Origin of the sequence: Nocardia sp. NPDC059195, assembly GCF_042754695.1 — a bacterium.
In the GTDB taxonomy this organism is placed as follows: domain Bacteria; phylum Actinomycetota; class Actinomycetes; order Mycobacteriales; family Mycobacteriaceae; genus Nocardia.
Window position 1 is genome coordinate 18,331 of sequence record NZ_JBHZBG010000022.1, and the last position, 16,126, is coordinate 34,456.

General features: G+C 67.3%; 16 protein-coding genes. 10 read left to right on the plus strand and 6 right to left on the minus strand.

Annotated features, from left to right (window positions below; genetic code table 11):
* The first annotated feature begins 57 nt into the window (after positions 1-57).
* Positions 58-519, plus strand: a complete 462-nt coding sequence (locus tag ACFXKN_RS24285) for a helix-turn-helix transcriptional regulator (protein ID WP_379433892.1) — start codon at positions 58-60, stop codon at positions 517-519.
* Between the two features lie 9 nt (positions 520-528).
* Positions 529-945, plus strand: a complete 417-nt coding sequence (locus tag ACFXKN_RS24290; RefSeq protein WP_378941132.1) for a VOC family protein — start codon at positions 529-531, stop codon at positions 943-945.
* A 42-nt stretch (positions 946-987) separates the two neighbouring features.
* Here ACFXKN_RS24290 and ACFXKN_RS24295 read toward each other — a convergent pair whose 3' ends face one another.
* Positions 988-1,485, minus strand: coding sequence for a DUF2505 domain-containing protein (locus ACFXKN_RS24295; protein WP_378941134.1), 498 nt, complete (start codon positions 1,483-1,485; stop codon positions 988-990).
* A gap of 95 nt (positions 1,486-1,580) precedes the next feature.
* On the opposite strand from ACFXKN_RS24295, the gene ACFXKN_RS24300 reads away from it, so the two are divergent.
* The 4 genes from ACFXKN_RS24300 to ACFXKN_RS24315 all read left to right on the plus strand — a co-directional run bounded on the left by ACFXKN_RS24300 (position 1,581) and on the right by ACFXKN_RS24315 (position 8,492).
* On the plus strand, positions 1,581-2,021 hold the full coding sequence (locus ACFXKN_RS24300; protein WP_379433893.1) for a DUF3592 domain-containing protein: 441 nt from the start codon (positions 1,581-1,583) through the stop codon (positions 2,019-2,021).
* A gap of 72 nt (positions 2,022-2,093) precedes the next feature.
* A complete protein-coding gene (locus ACFXKN_RS24305; RefSeq protein ID WP_379433894.1) occupies positions 2,094-3,236 on the plus strand; it encodes a glycosyltransferase family 4 protein in 1,143 nt (380 codons plus the stop codon).
* A 51-nt stretch (positions 3,237-3,287) separates the two neighbouring features.
* Positions 3,288-4,001 (plus strand): demethylmenaquinone methyltransferase, encoded by a 714-nt coding sequence (locus ACFXKN_RS24310; protein WP_378913225.1) that lies wholly within the window; start codon positions 3,288-3,290, stop codon positions 3,999-4,001.
* Between the two features lie 198 nt (positions 4,002-4,199).
* The gene (locus ACFXKN_RS24315; protein ID WP_379433895.1) at positions 4,200-8,492 is read left to right on the plus strand and encodes a molybdopterin-dependent oxidoreductase; all 4,293 of its coding nucleotides are present in this window, start codon (positions 4,200-4,202) and stop codon (positions 8,490-8,492) included.
* A 9-nt stretch (positions 8,493-8,501) separates the two neighbouring features.
* Here the strand turns inward: ACFXKN_RS24315 and ACFXKN_RS24320 are convergent, their stop codons facing one another.
* Positions 8,502-9,545 carry an aldo/keto reductase gene (locus ACFXKN_RS24320; protein ID WP_379433896.1) on the minus strand — a complete coding sequence of 348 codons (1,044 nt, stop codon included), beginning with the start codon at positions 9,543-9,545 and terminating at the stop codon, positions 8,502-8,504.
* Between the two features lie 82 nt (positions 9,546-9,627).
* Between ACFXKN_RS24320 and ACFXKN_RS24325 the strand changes: the two genes are divergently transcribed.
* Positions 9,628-10,269 (plus strand): TetR/AcrR family transcriptional regulator C-terminal ligand-binding domain-containing protein, encoded by a 642-nt coding sequence (locus ACFXKN_RS24325; protein ID WP_379433897.1) that lies wholly within the window; start codon positions 9,628-9,630, stop codon positions 10,267-10,269.
* Between the two features lie 55 nt (positions 10,270-10,324).
* Here ACFXKN_RS24325 and ACFXKN_RS24330 read toward each other — a convergent pair whose 3' ends face one another.
* Positions 10,325-10,930 (minus strand): TIGR03086 family metal-binding protein, encoded by a 606-nt coding sequence (locus ACFXKN_RS24330; RefSeq protein ID WP_379433898.1) that lies wholly within the window; start codon positions 10,928-10,930, stop codon positions 10,325-10,327.
* A gap of 182 nt (positions 10,931-11,112) precedes the next feature.
* Between ACFXKN_RS24330 and ACFXKN_RS24335 the strand changes: the two genes are divergently transcribed.
* Complete coding sequence (locus ACFXKN_RS24335; RefSeq protein WP_379433899.1) at positions 11,113-11,361, plus strand: hypothetical protein; 249 nt, start codon at positions 11,113-11,115, stop codon at positions 11,359-11,361.
* A 24-nt stretch (positions 11,362-11,385) separates the two neighbouring features.
* On the opposite strand, the gene menD is transcribed toward ACFXKN_RS24335, so the two are convergent.
* The 3 genes from menD to ACFXKN_RS24350 all read right to left on the minus strand — a co-directional run bounded on the left by menD (position 11,386) and on the right by ACFXKN_RS24350 (position 14,359).
* Positions 11,386-13,017, minus strand: coding sequence for a 2-succinyl-5-enolpyruvyl-6-hydroxy-3-cyclohexene-1-carboxylic-acid synthase (gene menD / locus ACFXKN_RS24340; RefSeq protein WP_379433900.1), 1,632 nt, complete (start codon positions 13,015-13,017; stop codon positions 11,386-11,388).
* 269 nt (positions 13,018-13,286) lie between these two features.
* Positions 13,287-13,547: a hypothetical protein gene (locus ACFXKN_RS24345; RefSeq protein WP_378941154.1), complete on the minus strand. Its 261-nt coding sequence runs from the start codon at positions 13,545-13,547 to the stop codon at positions 13,287-13,289.
* 365 nt (positions 13,548-13,912) lie between these two features.
* Complete coding sequence (locus ACFXKN_RS24350) at positions 13,913-14,359, minus strand: DUF6918 family protein (RefSeq protein ID WP_378941156.1); 447 nt, start codon at positions 14,357-14,359, stop codon at positions 13,913-13,915.
* Between the two features lie 141 nt (positions 14,360-14,500).
* Here ACFXKN_RS24350 and ACFXKN_RS24355 point away from each other — a divergent pair, with 141 nt between their 5' ends.
* Both ACFXKN_RS24355 and ACFXKN_RS24360 read left to right on the plus strand, forming a co-directional pair.
* Complete coding sequence (locus ACFXKN_RS24355) at positions 14,501-15,394, plus strand: 1,4-dihydroxy-2-naphthoyl-CoA synthase (RefSeq protein WP_056816187.1); 894 nt, start codon at positions 14,501-14,503, stop codon at positions 15,392-15,394.
* A gap of 13 nt (positions 15,395-15,407) precedes the next feature.
* On the plus strand, positions 15,408-15,800 hold the full coding sequence (locus ACFXKN_RS24360) for a VOC family protein (RefSeq protein ID WP_378941158.1): 393 nt from the start codon (positions 15,408-15,410) through the stop codon (positions 15,798-15,800).
* Positions 15,801-16,126 lie beyond the last annotated feature (326 nt).

Sequence of the window (16,126 nt, forward strand, 5' to 3'; positions counted from 1 at the left end):
GGGGAGTTACCCCTGTGCGAGCGGTGCTCGGGGAAACAGCCGCAGGAAGGGGTTGCGGTGAGTGCGACAGGGCGTCGTCCGGTGCTGGCCCTGCTGCCGCATCTGCGCAAGACGCGCGACCTTGTCGATCGGCGTTACGCCGATCCGCTCGACTTGGACGAACTGGCACGTTCCGCCGGTGTGTCCAAATATCACTTCCTGCGCGCGTTCGCCGCCGTGTACGGGCGCACGCCGGCGGTGTATCTGGCCGAGCGGCGGATCGAGCGGGCGCAGGATCTGCTGCGGTCGACCAACCTGACCGTCACCGAGGTGTGCATGCTGGTCGGCTATTCGAGCCTCGGCTCGTTCAGCGCCAAGTTCCGACAACTCGTGGGGGTGACGCCGAGCGAGTATCAGTCGAAATTCGCCGACGGGGCACCGCGCATTCCGGGCTGCTATGTCTTCATGCACGGGCTCTCGGACCGCGTCCGCCGCGACACCGCAATTTCGGAGAAGCCGGATGACACCGCGCGGCCATAGCCTGCAACCATGACAACGATCACGAACGTTTCCCTGGTCACCGTGTACGTCACCGATCAGGATGCCGCCAAACAGTGGTACGTCGACAAGCTCGGTTTCGTCGAGACCGCGGATGTGAGCATGGGCGACAACGGGTTCCGCTGGGTCAGCATCGCCCACCCCGATCATCGCGAGCTCGAGGTGACGCTGATGGTCCCGGGACCGCCGCTCACCGACGACCTCGCCGACGCGATCCGGCGGGCACTGGCGGACGGCACCCACGGCGCACTCGGGCTGCGCACCGCCGACTGCCAGAAGACCTACGAGGAACTCACGGCGAAGGGGGTCGAGTTCATCCAGCCACCGTCCGAACGCCCGTACGGCACCGAGGCGATCATTCGCGACAACTCGGGCAACTGGCTGGTTCTGGTCGAGAATCGCGGCTGAGACGAGGGTGCCGCTCGGTGGAGCGGCACCCATCGCCGCGGCTCAGAGCTTGGCGAACCAGTTCTCGATGAACTTGCGTTCGCTGGTGAGAACGCGCTGAAGCAGCTGCTCGGCCAGTGGCTCGATGGCGCCGCCAACCAGGGGAACCTTCACCTTCACGGTGCCGACGACCTCGATTTCGCTGCCTTCGGCGGTGGGGCGCAATTCGTAGGTGCCCGACATCTCGGTGGTGATGCCGCTGGTGTTGCCGGTGAAACCGCCCTTGGCGATCTCGCCCTGCAGTGGCTGCCAGTTGTCGCTGCGTGCCAGCACGAGATCGCTCTTGAGCACCTTGCGTACGAGGGCGGGAACCTTGTCTTTACCTGGGGTTTCAGTCATATGGATGGTAATCGAGCCGGGGCCGTCGGGATGGGAGAGTTCGATGGTCGCGGTCTCGGCTGCGGCGAAACGCGCCTGCCAGACGGCATCGTCGACAAGTGCCCGGTGAAGCTCTTCGACCGGGACGGTATAGGGCACGGTGAAGCTGAATTTGCGGGACATGCCGGGAATGCTAGGCGTATTCGCTCTGTCGGGCTGCGGCAGTCCGAGAACACACGGCACCAGCCGCCGAGATAACAGCCGGTACTGTGTGGCGGGTGTCGGAAACCAGCCTGTCGGAGCGGCGGGACAAGCGCCTGCGACGAGTCCGGGCATGGGTGATCGGTACAGCGACCGTGATCAGCGTGCTGATGGTGTTGCTGGTACTCGCGGCCTGGCGCAACGATTTCGAGATCGAGCGGCATCGCGGTGTGACCTCCGGCGAAGTGCTTTCCGCAGGCCGGCTGCGTTCGGCGGTGACCTATGTGACGCCCGACAGCGTGACCCACAATCCGAAGGTCGGCATCTTGTATCCGACGAACCTGACCGCCGGTCAGCGGATCAACGTGGAGTACAGCACCCGCGATCCCGACCTGGTCCGGGTGGCAGGCCGCGACGCACGGGTGGCGATCATCCCGGCGGCGTCGGTGATCTTCGTGGCCTGGGCGCTCGCTCTGCCGGTGCTGTGGATCGTGCGCCGCAAGCGGCGCGAGTCGTAACTTCGTTTGCTGTTCGTCCCGGCTTCATGTCGGTGTGGGGGTGTCGCGCGGTCCGGCGGTCACCCTGAGAGAGTGCGCGTAGCCATCGTCTCGGAGTCTTTCCTGCCGAACATGAACGGCGTCGTCAACTCCGTGCTGCGGGTGTTGGACCACCTGGACCAGCACGGACACGACGCGTTGATCGTGGCGCCCGATTCCCTGCGCGGCGCCCCACCGGCACCACGTTTTCACGGCCGCTTCCCGGTGCACCGGGTGCCCGCGATGATGGTGCCGAAGGTGAGTTCGCTGCCGGTGGGTCTGCCGCAACCGGGAATCACCGCCGCCATCGCCGATTTCGATCCCGATGTGGTGCACCTGGCCTCGCCGTTCCTGCTCGGCGCCGGCGGGCTCGCCGCGGCGACGCGGTTGGATCTGCCGACCGTCGCGGTGTATCAGACCGATGTGGCCGGGTTCGCCAAGAGCTACGGGCTCGGGTTGGCCGCACGGGCCGCGTGGGCATGGACGCGCCGGATCCACGAAGGCGCTACCCGCACGCTGGCGCCGTCGTCGGCGGCCGCGCACGACCTCGACGAGCACGGGATCCCGCGAGTGCATCGCTGGGGTCGTGGGGTGGATATCGCCCGGTTCAACCCGGCGGCACGCAGTGACGAGTTGCGGGCGAGCTGGCTGGGGTCGAATGACCGGCTCGTCGTCGGGTTCGTCGGCAGGCTCGCACCGGAAAAGCACGTGGAGCGGCTGGCCGCGCTGGCCGGTGACCCGTCGATCCAGCTCGTCGTGGTCGGCGACGGACCGGAACGGGCCCGGCTGCGCAGATTGATGCCGGACGCTGTGTTCACCGGCGAGCTGGGTGGCAGCGAGCTGGCAACGCACTACGCCAGCCTGGACGTGATGGTGCATCCCGGCGAGCACGAGACGTTCTGCCAGGGCGTGCAGGAAGCGCTGTCCTCGGGTGTGCCGGTGATCGGGCCCGACGCCGGCGGACCGCGGGATCTGATCTCCCACTGCCGCAACGGGTACCTGCTGCCGGTCGACCGGTTCGCGGAATTGCTGCCGAGCGCCGTGTCAGCCCTGCGTGATGCGAGGCAGCGCGGGTTGTTCGCCGCGGCGGCGCGCAAGTCGGTGCTGCACCGCACCTGGCCCGCGGTCTGCACCGAGCTGATGGGCCACTACGCCGACGTCACCGGGATGCGCGCGCGATTGCCACGGACGGCCTGAGTGGTGAAACCCACCCGCGCTATCGCGGCGAAAAAACTCTAAGCTCGGTTCGTGGCGACAACAGAGCAGCGAGAACCGATTAGGGCTTCGCTGGACAAGCAACCCCACGAGGTCGCGTCGATGTTCGACGGTGTGGCGAAGCGCTACGACCTCACCAACACGGTCATCTCCGGTGGCCAGGATCGGTACTGGCGGTGGGCGACGCGACGTGCTCTCGGGCTGCGTCCCGGCGAGCGGGTCCTCGACCTCGCCGCGGGTACCGGCGTCTCGACCGTAGAGCTCGGCAAGTCCGGCGCCTGGTGCGTGGCCACCGACTTCTCCCAGGGCATGCTCGCGGCGGGCCGGTTCCGGCAGGTCCCGATGGTGGCGGGCGATGCGATGGCACTGCCGTTCGCCGACGATTCGTTCGACGCGGTGACCATCTCGTTCGGGCTGCGCAATGTCGCCGATATCGATCTGGCACTGCGCGAGATGCTGCGGGTGACCAAACCGGGCGGACGGGTCGTGGTCTGTGAGTTCTCCACACCGGTGTTCGGGCCGTTCCGCACCGTGTACATGGAGTACCTGATGAAGGCGCTGCCCCGGGTGGCGCGTGCCGTGAGCTCCAACCCGGACGCGTACGTGTACCTGGCCGAGTCGATCCGCGCCTGGCCGAACCAGCGCAGGCTGGCGCGCCGGATCGCGGACGCCGGCTGGGACTCGGTGCAGTGGCGTGACCTCACCGGCGGGGTGGTGGCACTGCACCGCGGCTACAAATTGGGCTGAAACGCTGTCGATAGCCGGGGTGAGTCCGGTCACCCCGGCTCGTGCGTGATTGCGTGCCTGCGGCCCGGAATGCCCCCTGATCAGGGGTAGTATTCGGGCCATTTCCTCACCGTCGAAATTTTGACTTGTGAGGTCAATTGTCACCTGGACATAACGTTCGGTAAATCGCGCGCAACGACAAATGCGGATGATCGAGTCATGGCAGGGGAAGCGGACGGCCGCGACACGGACACTGTGCGTACACAGTGCTCGTACTGTGGCGTCGGCTGCGGCATAAACGTCCAGACAAAGACTGATCAGTCTGGTGCACGGTTGATCGCGAAGGTCAGCGGCGACAAACTGCATCCGGCGAACGCGGGCAGGCTGTGCACCAAGGGCGCCACCCACGCGGAGATGATGGCCGCCCCCGGCCGGATGGACACCGCCTACCGCCGCCCCGAACGCGGCCAGGTCCCGGTTCCGCTGCCGGTCGACGAGGCCGTGCACGAAACCGCCACCCGCCTGCGCGCGATCCTCGACGAGCACGGCCCCGACGCGATCGCCCTCTACGTCTCCGGACAGATGTCGCTGGAAGCCCAGTATCTGGCCACCAAGCTGGCCAAGGGCTATCTGCGGACACAGCACATCGAAGCCAACTCGCGCCTGTGCATGGCCAGCGCGGGCACCGGCTACAAGCAGTCGCTCGGCGCGGACGGGCCGCCCGGTTCCTACGACGACTTCGAGCACGCCGACCTGTTCCTGGTCAGCGGCGCGAACATGGCCGACTGCCACCCGATCCTGTATCTGCGGATGGCCGACCGGCTCAAGGCGGGCGCCAAGCTGATCGTGGTCGACCCACGCCGCACCGATACCGCCGCCCGCGCCGACCTGTTCCTGCAGATCGCACCGGGCACCGACCTCGCCCTGCTCAATGGACTGCTGCATCTGCTGGTCGCCAACGGTGCGATCGATACCGCGTTCATCGCCGAGCACACCGAGGGCTGGGACGCGATGCCCGAGTTCCTCGCCGACTATCCGCCTGCCCGCGTCGCCGAGTTGACAGGCCTGGCCGAGGCCGATATCCGCACCGCGGCCACGATGATCGCTGAGGCGGGCGAGTGGATGTCGCTGTGGACGATGGGGCTCAACCAGTCGACACACGGCACCTGGAACACCAATGCCCTGGTCAACCTGCACCTGGCGACCGGCACCATCTGCAGGCCCGGCAGTGGGCCCTTCTCGCTCACCGGCCAGCCCAACGCCATGGGTGGCCGCGAGATGGGCTACATGGGCCCCGGCCTGCCCGGCCAGCGCAGCCTGCTCTCCCCCGCCGATCGCGCCTTCGTCGAAACCGCCTGGGATCTGCCCGACGGCACCCTGCGCACCGAGTCGGGCCCCGGCACCATCGACATGTTCCGCGGGCTGGCCGACGGCGAGATCAAGGCCGCGTGGATCATCTGCACCAATCCTGTCGCCACTGTCGCCAATCGCAAAACCGTGATCGCGGGCCTCGAAGCGGCCGAGCTGGTCGTGGTGCAGGATGCCTACGCCGAGACCGCGACCAACGCCTACGCCGATCTGCTGTTGCCCGCCGCGCTGTGGGCCGAAGCCGATGCGGTGATGGTGAATTCGGAGCGCAACGTCACCCTGTTGCAGCAGTCGGTCGACCCGATCGGCGACGCGCGACCGGACTGGCTGCTGATCGCCCAGGTCGCCACCGCCATGGGTTTCCCCGGCTTCGACTTCACCTCCAGCGCCGAGGTGTTCGCCGAGCTGCGGCAGTTCACCAACCCGGCCACCGGCTACGACCTGAGCGGCATGAGCTACGAGCGCTTGGCGGAAGGATCGATGCAGTGGCCGTGCAAGGACGCCGATACGCCGCGCAACCCGATCCGCTACGTCAACGACGGCACCCATCAGCCGCTGCACGTGGCGGCCGACGGCACCACTCCGCGGCTCGCGTTCGCCACCCCGAGCAGGCGCGCGGTGTTCTTCCCCCGTCCGCACATGCCCGCCGCCGAACTGCCCGATGACGACTACCCGTTCCTGCTCAATACCGGTCGGCTGCAACATCAGTGGCACACGATGACCAAGACCGGCAAGGTCGCCAAGTTGACCAAGCTGACCGGGGCGCCGTTCGTCGAAGTGCATCCCACCGATGCCGAGCGACTCGATCTGAAGCCGGGCGATCAGCTCGAGATCGCGTCGCGCCGGGGCCGTGCTGTGCTGCCGGTGCGGATCAGCGACCGGGTGCGACCTGGTGATTGTTTTGCTCCTTTCCACTGGAATGACGAACAGGGCGAATATCTGACGATCAACGCTGTCACCAATGACGCGGTGGATCCGGCCTCGTTGCAGCCGGAGTTCAAGGCGTGCGCGGTGGCACTGCGCCGGGTCGGCCCCGTCGCCACCCCGGAGCAGGCGCCTGCACAACCCGCACAGCTGCCCGTGCAACCGGCCGCGCATCCACTGGCCGGGATACTCGGCCTCGACGCCGGTACCTCGCCCACGCTCAGCGAGACCGAGCGCATCTATCTCGGCGGCTACCTCGCCGCCCTGCAGTCGCTGCCGGTGACCGGCCAGCCGGTGCTGCCGGTGAGCGCACCGCTGTCGACACAGTCACGCCTGTGGGTCGACGGCCTGCTGGCCGGCATGTACTCCCGCAACGCGGGCGCCACCGCCGAAGCCACCGACAGCCCTACCCCCCACCCGGTCACCGTGCTGTGGGCATCCCAGACCGGTAATGCCGAAGAACTGGCCGCCACCGTCGCGGCCCGTCTCTCGGAAGCGGGCTTCATGCCGTCGGTGCTGGATATGGATTCGTGCGAGCTGACCTCGATTGTCGGTGACGTCCTCATCGTCACCAGCACGTTCGGTGATGGTGGCCCGCCGGATAACGGTGCCGACTTCTGGACCAGGCTCGAAGACAGCATCATTCGCCTCAACGGTGTTCGCTACGCGGTGTTCGCGCTCGGTGACTCCTCCTACGACGATTTCTGTGGCCACGGCCGCAAGCTCGACACGTTGTTCGCCGAACGTGGCGCGAAACGGCTGCTGCCGCGGGTGGACAGCGAACCCGATTTCGCCGACACCGCCGATCAGTGGCTCGATGATGTCCTGGCCGTGATCACCAGCGGATCACCCGACGACGGCGGCTCGACAGGTGGCACCCCACCGGGTCGCGACGCCGCACCGGCCGGCACAGCGCGCGGCCGCAACGGTTCGCTCGCTGGCGCATCGAATGGCCGCGACTCGCTGTTCACCAATGGCGTTGCCCTGCAAACACATTCGCCCCATACGATGCCGTCACCGGCCGGTCGCGGTGGCGCAACCGTGCTCGACCGGCAACTCGCGTCGACTCCCTCCCGGGCGCCGCGCGCCACCGCCGCTCCGTTCACCCGCCAGTCTCCGGTCCGCGCCACCCTGATGCGCAACGAGATCCTGAGCGCGCCCGGCTCGCCGAAAGAGGTGCGGCGCTTCGGTTTCGACCTGCACGATCTCGATGCCGGGTACGAAGTGGGCGATTCGCTGGGCGTGCTGCCCGCCAACTGTCCCGACCTGGTCGACGAATGGCTCGCCTGCACCGGCCTCGACGGTCGACGCACGATCGAGGTCGACGACCGCGAACTCACACTCACCGACGCCCTGCGCACGCATTACGACGTCACCAAGGTGAGTCAGGATCTGCTCGGCTTCATCGGCGAGCGCAACCCACACCCGCAGCTGGCCAAGCTGCTGCGCCGCGACAACCGCAATGAGCTCGCCTCCTATCTGTGGGATCGCCAGGCCGTCGATGTGCTGCGCGACTTCCCGGTTCGCACCGATCTCGTCGACTGGCTGGGTGCACTGAAAAAGCTGCAACCCCGGCAGTATTCGATCTCCTCGAGCCCGTTGACCACTCCCGACGAGGTGCAGCTGACGGTCGGTGTCGTCCGCTACGGCGACCCGGTGGGCACCTCGGCGCGTCGTGGTGGGGTGTGCTCGACGTTCCTGGCCGACCGAGGTACTACCGAGGTGCCGATCTTTCTGCAGCGGGCACCGCATTTCCGTCCGCCGTTGGATCCGAATGCCCCGATGATCATGGTGGGGCCGGGTACCGGTATCGCTCCTTTCCGCGGTTTCCTGCACGAGCGGCGGGCCATCGGCGCGACCGGCCGCAACTGGTTGTTCTTCGGCGACCAGCACGCCGCCCAGAACTTCTACTACCGCGCCGAGCTCGAGGACATGTTCCGCTCAGGTTTCCTCACCCGCCTCGACCTTGCCTTCTCGCGCGATCAGCGCGAGCGGGTGTATGTCCAGCATCGGATGATCGAGCACGGCGCCGAGCTCTGGTCGTGGTTGCGCGACGGCGGCCACTTCTACGTCTGCGGTGACGCCGCCCGAATGGCCAAGGATGTCGACGACACCCTGCTGCGGATCGCCCAGATCCACGGGAAGCTGGACGAGGCGGGCGCGCTGGCCTTCAAGAAGCAGCTCGTGGCCGAGAAGCGGTACGTGCGCGACGTGTACTGACCTGCTCGATCAGGCCGCGCGGATCGCCGGCGGGTTGAGCCGGGCGAAGTCGGGCAGCCGATGGTACGGGTAGTAGGGGTACGGCGGTGTGGTCGCGCTCGCGGCATCGAGAGCGGCGACATGTTCGGGGTCGAGTTGCCAGCCGACGGCGCCCAGGTTCTGGCGTAACTGCTCCTCGTTGCGGGCGCCGATCAAGACAGTGGCAACGGTGGGCCGGGTGAGCAGCCAGTTCAGGGAGATCTGCGGGACGCTGCGGCCCGTTTCGGCGGCGATACGATCGAGCACATCGACAACGTCGTAGAGTCGTTCATCGTCGACGGGCGGGCCTGCCTGCGCCGTCTCGTGCAGGCGGCTGCCCGCTGGAAGCGGTTGTCCGCGACGGACTTTGCCGGTGAGCCTGCCCCAGCCGAGCGGGCTCCAGATGATGGAGCCGACGCCCTGATCGGCGCCGAGCGGCATCAGCTCCCATTCGTAGTCGCGACCGACCAGCGAGTAATAGACCTGGTGCGCCACCGGCTTTTCCAGGCCGAGCGCCTCGGCGGTGGCGAGCGTTTTCATCAACTCCCAGCCGGCGAAGTTGGAGACGCCGAGGTAGCGGATCTTGCCTGCCCGCACGAGATCGTCCAGGGCCGTGAGGGTTTCCGCCAGCGGGGTGCCCGCATCGAAGGCGTGTAGCTGGAACAGGTCGAGGTAGTCGGTGCCGAGGCGGCGCAGCGAAGCGTCGACGGCACGGATCAGCCTGGCGCGGCTAGAGCCCGCCTCGTGCGGACCGGGGCCGGTGGGGAGCGCCGATTTCGTCGACAGCAGCACCTGCTCGCGCCTGCCCTTGATCGCCGCGCCGAGTACCTCCTCCGACGCGCCGTCGGAATAGACATCGGCCGTGTCGAACAGCGTGACACCGGCCTCCAGGCTGATGTCGATCAAGCGCCTGGCCTGCGCGGCATCGGTATCGCCCCATGCGCTGAACAGCGCACCACGGCCGCCGAAGGTACCTGCGCCGAAGCCGAGTGCCGGAACGAGAAGACCAGATGCGCCGAGCCGCCGGTATTCCATGAGAGCTCCTAAAGGGTCTATAGTTTCGTTAACACGGTCGACAGTACACCCGATCCGCACTAAATGAAACAGGAGTTCCGTTATGGATCACGATATCGCTTGGCCTGGCTCTGTTCGCCCTGGTGGGCGCACCGCCCGGGTACGCGAGTCCGTTCTGGAAGTGGCCGGTGATCTGCTGGCGGACCGCGGATTCGCGCATCTCGATCTGACCGAGGTCGCCACCGGTGCCGGGGTCGGTAAAACCACCGTCTACCGCCGCTGGCGCACCCCAGCCGGCTTGGTCGCCGACCTGCTCGTCGACATGGCCGAACAGTCGCTGCCCCGCGCCGACACCGGCTCACTGCTCGACGACCTGACAGCCAACGCCCGCCTGGTCGCGAAGACTCTCGCCGACGGTCGCCAGAGCAACCTCTTCCGCGCCGTCATCGCCGCCGCCACCTGCGACGATGCCACCGCCGCAGCGCTGCACACCTTCTACGACACCCGCCTCAACGAATGGGCACCATGTGTGGAAGAGGCCGTCATCCGTGGCGAGGCGCCCGCCGGCACCGACCCGCGCGCCGTCCTCTCCGCCGTCTCCGCACCGCTCTACTACCGACTACTGGCCAGCGGCGATCCCATCGACGACGACATCGCCGACCGCTCGGCCAGAGCCGCCACCATCGCCACCGCCGCGGGAACGTTCGTCATCACGCCCACCGACGTCAGCGGCGTGACCACCTGACGAGTTCGCTCGCCCGGGGCCGCACCGGCTCAGCGCCGGTATCGGAAAGTCGGCGTCACGCCCCAGGGTTCGACGCGACCGCGGCGGAGCGCCAGGAGGGGTCGCGACCGGTGAGACCGAGCAGTCGATCCAATGCCGGTGCGTCAGCCGGGATCTCGACGACCGGGCCGAACAAGCCGGGGGTGCCCGCGGGGTCGGTTTCGCGCAGGAACTCGTGCAGGATCGCCAGGTCCGCGGGGGCGACGGTCAACTGCTGTCCCGTCGCGACGGCGAGATCCCACGCGTGGATGGTGATCTCGTCGAGCGCGACGATCGCCATGACCGCGGCAGGCAGTTCGACCCCGCCGGCCTCGGTATCGCCGTCCCATGCCTCGGCCACCCGCCACACCGACGTCAATGTCTCGAGTTGCCCGGCGATGCGGGTGCGCCAGTCATCGGGCAGCGGGCTGTCGGAACCGGCCGGTGGCGGCGCGGACCGACCGACCGACTCCTTGGTCGCGGCCTGCCGGAAAGCCTCGGTCAGCCCGACCACGTGGGCGAGCAGATCGCGCACCGTGGACTCGGCACACGGCGTCGGGTCGGCGAGCTGATCGTCGGTGATGCCGTCGACGACCGCGGCAAGTGACCGAGCGGCGGGTTCGAAATCGAATTGCGGTTCCATGAGAGCTCCTCGTCGATGGCAGGTGGCTGCACTCATGCAGACGACCCCGTCGCCGGAAAGTCATCGGTGCTGGTTGCCGCGCGCACCGGATCGGCGCACGCTGGACAGCGCAGGACCCGATCAGCGTCCACATCACGTCTGAGGCTCAACCGATCGAGCAGGCCGACGAACGAGGAGCACCGATGATCGACAAAGAAATGGCTCGAACACGGGACGAGGTCCCCGAGGCCGATCGCGTCGAGCAGGAACAGTCCGCCTTCCGCGATGACGACCCCGACGATCCGGCCTACTTCGATGCCGCCGAGTACACCGACGAGATGGCGGCCAAGATCGCCCGAGACGCCGACACCGCGAATCCGGCGGACGTGATCGAACAGACCATCCCCGTGCCCTTCGACGAGGGCAGCGAGGGGTTCACCAACGCGGAGTAGGCCGGGGCGAAGGCGGAGGTACGCCTATCCGGCGATCTTCGCCCGCAGACCCGCGTGCAGTTCACGCAGGCTGGAACGCTCGGTCGCGACCTCGAGCACCCGCAGACCGTGCGCGTCGGCGACCAGTTCCACGGCCAATTCGTCGGGATCGACCTGACGGTGCGGGATCCGGTAGGCGGCACACAGCGCGGCCAGATCCATGCCGTGCGGTGTGCCGAACACCCGCTCGAACACGCCCGCGTACTGCGGATCGCCCTGTTCGAGCAGCTCGAAGATGCCACCGCCGTCGTCGTTGGCCACCACGATCGTGAGGTTGTCCGGCCGTGGTTCGCCACGCCCGATCAGCAGGCCGGACGCGTCGTGCAGGAAAGTGAGGTCACCCATCATCGCCACGGTGCGGCCCGGATGCGCCAGGGCGGCACCCACGGCACCGGAGACGGTGCCGTCGATACCGGCGACACCGCGGTTGGACAGCACCCGGATACCCGGCCGCGGATGCGACACCAGGGCGGCGTCACGCACCGGGTTCGACGCGCCGAGCAGCAGTTGATCGCCGTCACGCAACGCGTCCATGACCACGGCCGCGACGTGCAGACCGGTCGCCTTCGGATGCGCCGCCAGCTCGGCCCGCACCACCGATTCGGCCTGTTGGTTCAGTGCTGCGCAGCGCGCCAGCCAGGCGGGACCGGGTGCGCCGGTGGTCACCGCGCGAGTGCCGGTGCCGACGACATTGCCGGAGACATCGGGCCAGCGCGGACCGGTGGTGAGCGCGAACACGGTGACGTCCGGATCGGCCAGCACCCGCGAAACCTGCCGGTGCAGGGTCGGGCGGCCGGTGATGATCGCCTGGGTCGGCTTCAGCAGCGAGAGCGCGAGCGGATGCAGGGCGGGCCCGTGCATCGGTGCGGTCGGCTCGGCCACCGTCGGCAGCGCGGCGAGTTCGGGCAGCAGCCGCGCGCCGTGGCCGGAAATGACGACGGTGTCGGGCGTGAGGTCGATGTCGAGCGGCACGTCGAGAGTGGCGTACTGGGTTGCCGTCCACGGTCGTTCACCCTCGCGACCGACGGGCAGCGGATCGTCGGACAGCTCGGGGACCAGCGGTTCACGCAGCGGGATGTCGAACTGCACAGGACCCGCGTTGCCGGAACGGGTTCCGCGCGCGGCGGCGAGCACCCGGCATACCGACGAGCGCCACACACTGTTCTGTCGCGGGTAGGCCGACTCTCCCGCCTCGGCTTCGGCCAGCCCGAGGCTGATCGTGGCGCGCACCTGAGAACCGAACAGCCCGAGCTGTTCGACCGTCTGATTGGCGCCGGTGCCGAGCATCTCGTAGGGCCGGTTCGCGCTGACGACGATCAGCGGCACCCGCGCGTAGTTGGCCTCCAGCACAGCCGGACCCAGATTCGCCACCGCGGTGCCGGAGGTCATCACGACCGGGACCGGCCGCCCCGACGACACCGCGAGACCGATCGCCAGAAATCCCGCGGTGCGCTCGTCGACGCGCATATGCAGCCGAAGCTCCCCGGCCGCGTCCGCCGCCTGCAGCGCGAAGGCCAGTGGCGCGTTACGCGATCCGGGACACAGCACCACCTCGCGGACGCCGCCGCGGACGAGCTCGTCGACGACCACTCGTGCCTGCGCAGTAGACGGATTCACAATCACAGCCTGTCAGACCGGCACGCACCCGTCTGCCCCCGGCCCGCGTTGCCTACGTCACCGAGTGCGCGCAACGCACCGGAATTCGGCCATACGACCAATTACCGCAGAGCCGAGGACGAGATGAACAGCAATTCATAGACGGGGGCGGCCGATATTCATGAAATCGCAAAGAGAACAACAAAAGAAAGAAATCCGGCGACGAGCCGCTGGCTCGCCGCCGGAATTTCAACCGACCCGACAAAAGGCTGGTCGAACGAATATTCAGCTCACTCCGCGGGCGCGGTGAGATCCTTGATACCCGTGACAGACTCGATGATGTTGAGGACGGCGGAGGTAGCGCTGTCGACCGCGGCACTGCCCGACTCGAGCACACCCGAACCCGCGGACGAGCCGGTCAGCACGTCAGCCGAGCCCGTGGCGGCGTCGGCGGAGCCGGTGTCGGCGCCCGCGATGGCGACGGGACCGAAGAACATGACAGCGGCGGCAGCGGCAGCACCGGTGGCGGCGAGGGTCTTGCGAGACATCATGTGAGCAAACTTCCTTTCGACCTGTGCAATGCAGTCATTCAAAACAATTCGTATTCCGAATCGCTTGATCGGCAACGTAACCTATGAGGCAGGGCACTTGTCAATCGCACAGATTATTCGCGCGCTCTTGTCGAATTCGTGGCAACCCGCAATTATCCTGGAGTTCATCCGGGCGGTAATATTTCTCACACAGACCGTCGCGGAATATGCCGCCGACCGGGAATCGATGTGTCCGCCGCCACCGCATACCCCCGTTACGTGAGGGTGGTCACCTGTGAACGCGAAAAGGCCGGTGCGGTTCGGTTACCCGAACTCGCACCGGCCTCGATCACACGATCGCGGCGGGGGCTACCCCGCCATACCGCTCAGCCCGCGTGCTTCTGCACCAGATCGCCCACGCGCGGCAGTGCCTCGATGACGTGCTTCTTGGCAGAGCCACGCATCGACGAATACACCTTCTTCAGTGCCGGCCGGGTGGACGACTCGGCGCGGGCGTCGGTGACGGCCAGCAGCGACTCGGCGACCTGATCGGACTTCGCAGCCAGCAGATCGGCGAAGGTGCCGGTGCCGGAGGTGGTGAACTCCGCCCAGTACGGCTGGAGCTGATCGAGCAGTTTCGGCGCCAGCGACGTGAGGCCGTCGGGAACGATGGTCGGGCTGATCTTCTTGACCGCCGCGTAGCCACCCTTCACGGCCAGGCCGGACGCACCACCTTTGTCCGAGACCTCGGCGTCGAGCACCTCGACGGCGTCAGCAAGGAAAGCCGGACGCTTGGCGTCGTCGAGCAGGGATTCAGACAGTGCTGCAACCACTTTCAGGTTCCTCCGGATCGGTTCGATGTACGAGCAGGCGCAACTATACGCATCGGGTGCTCAGAGTATGCGGCGACCGCTCGAGCTGCGGTGTTACGACCTTGTACCGAGCTGCCGTCCAGTAGGGCAATAATCGTGTTCGTGACTTTCGATCCGAAGCTGTGGCAGCCCGTCCCCGGGTTCGAGGACCTGACCGACATCACCTATCACCGGCATATCGAGCAGGGCACGGTGCGGGTCGCGTTCGACCGGCCCGAGGTCCGCAACGCGTTCCGCCCGCACACCGTCGACGAGCTGTACCGCGCGCTCGATCACGCGCGGATGAGCCCCGATGTGGGCGCGGTACTGCTCACCGGCAACGGTCCGAGCGAGAAGGACGGTGGCTGGGCGTTCTGTTCCGGTGGTGATCAGCGCATTCGCGGCCGCAACGGCTACCAGTACGCCGATGGCGAGACCGCCGACACGGTCGACGCGGCGCGCGCGGGCCGACTGCACATCCTCGAGGTGCAGCGGCTGATCCGCTTCATGCCCAAGGTGGTGATCGCGCTGGTCAACGGCTGGGCGGCGGGTGGTGGGCACAGTCTGCACGTGGTCTGCGATCTGACGCTCGCCTCGCGCGAGCACGCGCGGTTCAAGCAGACCGATGCCGACGTCGGCTCGTTCGACGGCGGTTACGGCAGCGCGTATCTGGCGAAGATGGTGGGCCAGAAGTTCGCGCGCGAGATCTTCTTCCTCGGCAGGCCGTACACGGCCGAGGAGATGCACCAGATGGGTGCGGTGAACAAGGTCGTCGACCATGACGAGCTGGAGAACGTCGCGCTGGAGTGGACCGCCGACATCAACGGCAAATCGCCGCAGGCGCAGCGCATGCTGAAGTACGCGTTCAACCTGCTCGACGATGGTCTGGTCGGTCAGCAGCTGTTCGCGGGCGAGGCGACCCGCCTGGCGTACATGACCGACGAAGCGGTCGAGGGGCGAGACTCGTTCTTGGAGAAGCGCAAGCCCGATTGGACGCCCTACCCCTGGTACTTCTGAGAACGGACACCCCATGGAAATTCTCAACAGCCGGATTATCGTGCGTCCCAGCGACTACGGGCGCACGCTGGCGTTCTACCGCGACGGCCTCGGCTTGGCGATCGCACGGGAGTACCCGGGCGGCACGGTGTTCTTCGCCGGGCAGTCGCTGCTGGAGGTCGCCGCGCACGGTGGCAGCGGGCACTCCGGCAGCTTCGACGGCGCGATCTGGTTGCAGGTTCGCGATGTCGAGGACGCGGCGGCGGAGTTGTCGCTGAAGGGAATTGCGATCGAGCGCCAGCCCGTGCTCGAACCATGGGGTCTGTGGGAGATGTGGGTGCGCGACCCGGACGGGGTCGCGATCGTGCTGGTTCAGGTTCCCGCCGAACATCCGATCCGGCGGGATTCGCGCTGGTCGCCGGAGTGAGAGAGCAGTGCCCGCGGCCGAGCCGAGTTGCCGATGGCGGCTCGGCCGCGCACGATAGCTGCGAGCAAGCGCCCGACCGACGCCGTCCGGAACGCAGTACGAGTGTCCTTCTACTGAATCGCAGTCGCTATGTTTGGCTTTCCCGACCCGTTTCCCGGCAAACCGACCCGTTGGCTGGGTCTTGCCGGTCGCATGACACGATCGAAGCCGTGAGGGCGCGCGGCGAGCTGTTTGGCGGAGGTGGTGGCATGAGGAAGCGCAGCGAGCGAATCATGTGCCAGCGTGCGAGGCGCACGCCGCAGCTGAGCGCCAGCGAGGCCACGGCG